The 2669-nt window shown below is 64.3% G+C and carries 3 protein-coding genes; 1 reads left to right on the top strand and 2 read right to left on the bottom strand.

Translation table 11 applies throughout. The features are described 5' to 3' along the window. Together QOC89_RS08330 and QOC89_RS08325 are read right to left on the bottom strand one after the other, a co-directional pair. The coding region (locus QOC89_RS08330; protein ID WP_323044592.1) for a CaiB/BaiF CoA-transferase family protein at window positions 1–389 on the bottom strand (389 nt) is incomplete at its 3' end. 105 nt (window positions 390–494) lie between these two features. Then, window positions 495–1436, bottom strand: a complete 942-nt coding sequence (locus QOC89_RS08325) for a LysR family transcriptional regulator (protein ID WP_323044591.1) — start codon at window positions 1434–1436, stop codon at window positions 495–497. A 137-nt stretch (window positions 1437–1573) separates the two neighbouring features. Between QOC89_RS08325 and QOC89_RS08320 the strand changes: the two genes are divergently transcribed. Beyond that, on the top strand, window positions 1574–2536 hold the full coding sequence (locus QOC89_RS08320) for a GlxA family transcriptional regulator (RefSeq protein ID WP_323044590.1): 963 nt from the start codon (window positions 1574–1576) through the stop codon (window positions 2534–2536). Window positions 2537–2669 lie beyond the last annotated feature (133 nt).

The raw sequence follows: 2669 nt of genomic DNA, 5'->3' as shown, positions 1-2669 counted from the left end.
CCGGACTGGCCGTAGCCGGAGATGCGGACCATGGTCAGCTTGGGATTGATCGCGTGCAGCACGTCCCAGCCGAGGCCGAGCTTTTCGAGCGCGCCGGGGCGGAGATTTTCGATCACGACGTCGGCATCGGCGGCGAGCCGTTTGACGATGTCGATACCGTCGGCCGACTTCAGGTTCACGCAGATGGATTTCTTGTTACGCGACTGCAGATACCACCAGAGCGAGGTGCCCTCGTGCAGCTTGCGCCATTTGCAAAGGGGGTCGCCGGTGCCAGGGGCTTCGATCTTGATGACTTCGGCACCGAACTCGGCCATGAGGCGCGCGGCAAACGGCGCGGCGATGAGGGTTCCGATCTCGATGACGCGAATACCCTGAAGGGGTCCACCCATAATGCTGTCTCCAATACTGGTTTCGTGTTGAGAGACAGCTTAGGAGCAGCACCGCAACGGCGTCCAACCGCAATTCGCCAACGACCGTTCGCGAACGACGAACGCTCAGGGGCCCCCGGCGGCCAGCGGGGCTTCGGACGCCTCGATCGAACGCAAGTGGTCGAACAGCAGGCGGCTCACCGGCGAGAGCGCCTCGACATCGCGCACCACCAGCACCAGGCTGCGTGCGGACCATTCGTCTTCCAGCGGCACGCCGACGAGCCCAAGCGAGCGGCCCATGAGCTGATACACCTTCAGCGGCAGGACGCCGACGCCCATGCCGGCCTGCACCATCCGGCAGACCGCGTCGAAACCCGGCACGTGGATGCGCAAGCGCAACGGTTTGCCGGCCTGGCGCGCGGCCATGTGGGTGCGGGCGTTGATCGAGCTGGCCGCGTGCAGGCCGACATGATCGCCGTCCAGGGTTTCGGCGAACAGGATGCTGGCGCGCGCAGCCAGCGGATGGTCGTCGCGCATCACCAGCACCAGCGAATCGTGCCGATAGTGCGCAACATGCAGATCGCGCGTGTCAGCCTCGCCGGAACAGATGCCGAGGTCGGCGAGGCTGTCGTCGACAGCTTCCACCACGCCGCCGCTCGGCCGCTCTTCGAGATCGAGCTTGACGCGTTCGTGCTGCAACTGGAAAGCGCGCAAATCCTCCGGCAGAAACTCGACGATCGCCGAGAGGTTGGCCATCATCCGCACGTAGCCGCGCACCCCGCTTGCATGGCCGGCCAGTTCGATACCGATGTTTTCGATGTCGCGCATCACGCGGCGCGCGTGATGCAGCAGCGTTTCGCCGGCCGGCGTCAGCGTCATGCCACGCGCGTTGCGCTGGAAAAGCGTGGCGCCGACCGCCTGTTCGAGTTCGAGCAGACGTTTGCTCGCGGCGGATACGGCAATCGCCTCACGCTCCGCGGCCCGCGTGAGCGTGCCTTCTTCGTATACGGCGAGGAAGAGTTGAAGCGTGGTGAGGTCGAGCCTTCGCAGAAGGTTTTTGATTACCATGGCGGAGCGCCGCGTGGTTGTGCAATGCGCCTATTTTGACGCCTGGTGCGAAAATAGGTGCGGAGCCCGGCCTAACCTCTATTTCCTGTTCCTTCCAGGACGACCGCCGCGGCCATTGTCAAAGGAAATCATTCAAAATGCCTACCGTCGCGATCGCGATCTTTCCCGGCGTACAGGCGCTCGATGTCGCCGGTCCCGTCGACGTATTCTCCGAAGCCAATCGGTTCGTCGCGCCGCAAGAGCGCTATGAGGTCGCGCTGGTCAGCGCGGAGCCCGGTCCGCTGCGCGCGTCCAACGGCATGGCGCTGATCGCCGACGCCACCTTCGAGCAGATGCGCCGCCCTTTCAACCTGGCGTTGGTCGCGGGCGGACCCGCGCTGCCCGACGGCGAGGCGTCCGATCCACGGTTACTGGATTGGCTGAGCAACACGGCCACGCAATGCGAGCGCTATGGCTCGATCTGTACCGGCGCTTTCGCGCTCGGCCATGCCGGACTGCTCGACGCGCGCAACGTCACTACGCACTGGCAGCATGCGGAACAACTCGCCGCGCAGTTTCCGCAAGCGCGCGTCGATTTTGACCGCATCTATCTGCGTGACGGCACGCTCGTGACTTCAGCCGGCGTCACGGCGGGCATTGATCTGTCGCTTGCGCTCGTAGCGGAAGATTACGGACCGCAAACGGCGCTGGCTGTCGCCAAGCGCCTCGTCGTGTTCGCGCAGCGCCAAGGCGGCCAGTCACAATTCAGCCCCTATCTCACCGCACCGGCCGACGAAACCTCGCCGGTCGCCAAAGTGCAGGCACACGTGATGGAGCGGATTCGCGAGAGCTTTACGGTGAAGCAACTCGCCGACGTCGCCGGAATGAGCGCACGGAATTTCGCGCGCGTGTTCGTGCAGGAGACGAAGGTGACGCCACACGAATTCGTCGAGCGCGCTCGCGTGGATGCGGCCCGCAAGTTGCTCGAAAGCAGTGGCGCGGCACTCAAGGCGATTGCTTACGACTGCGGCTTCGGCACCGCGGACCGGATGCGCATTGTCTTCACAAGGCGGATTGGCGCGACGCCGATGCAGTATCGGGAACGCTTCCGCTCTGGTTGAAAAAGCGGCCTGGAAAGAACATGAAGGGATAAGAACGGCATGAGCGCGGCTCGCGCGTTGGTTCAGAGCAGCTTCGGGGCAGCTTCGGGGCAGCCGGAATGCGGCTCGAAAAGCCGCCTCTCTGCAAGTTGCA

Source organism: Paraburkholderia sp. (assembly GCF_034668105.1).
GTDB lineage: Bacteria > Pseudomonadota > Gammaproteobacteria > Burkholderiales > Burkholderiaceae > Paraburkholderia.
This window is presented reverse-complemented; position numbering and strand designations above follow the sequence as displayed.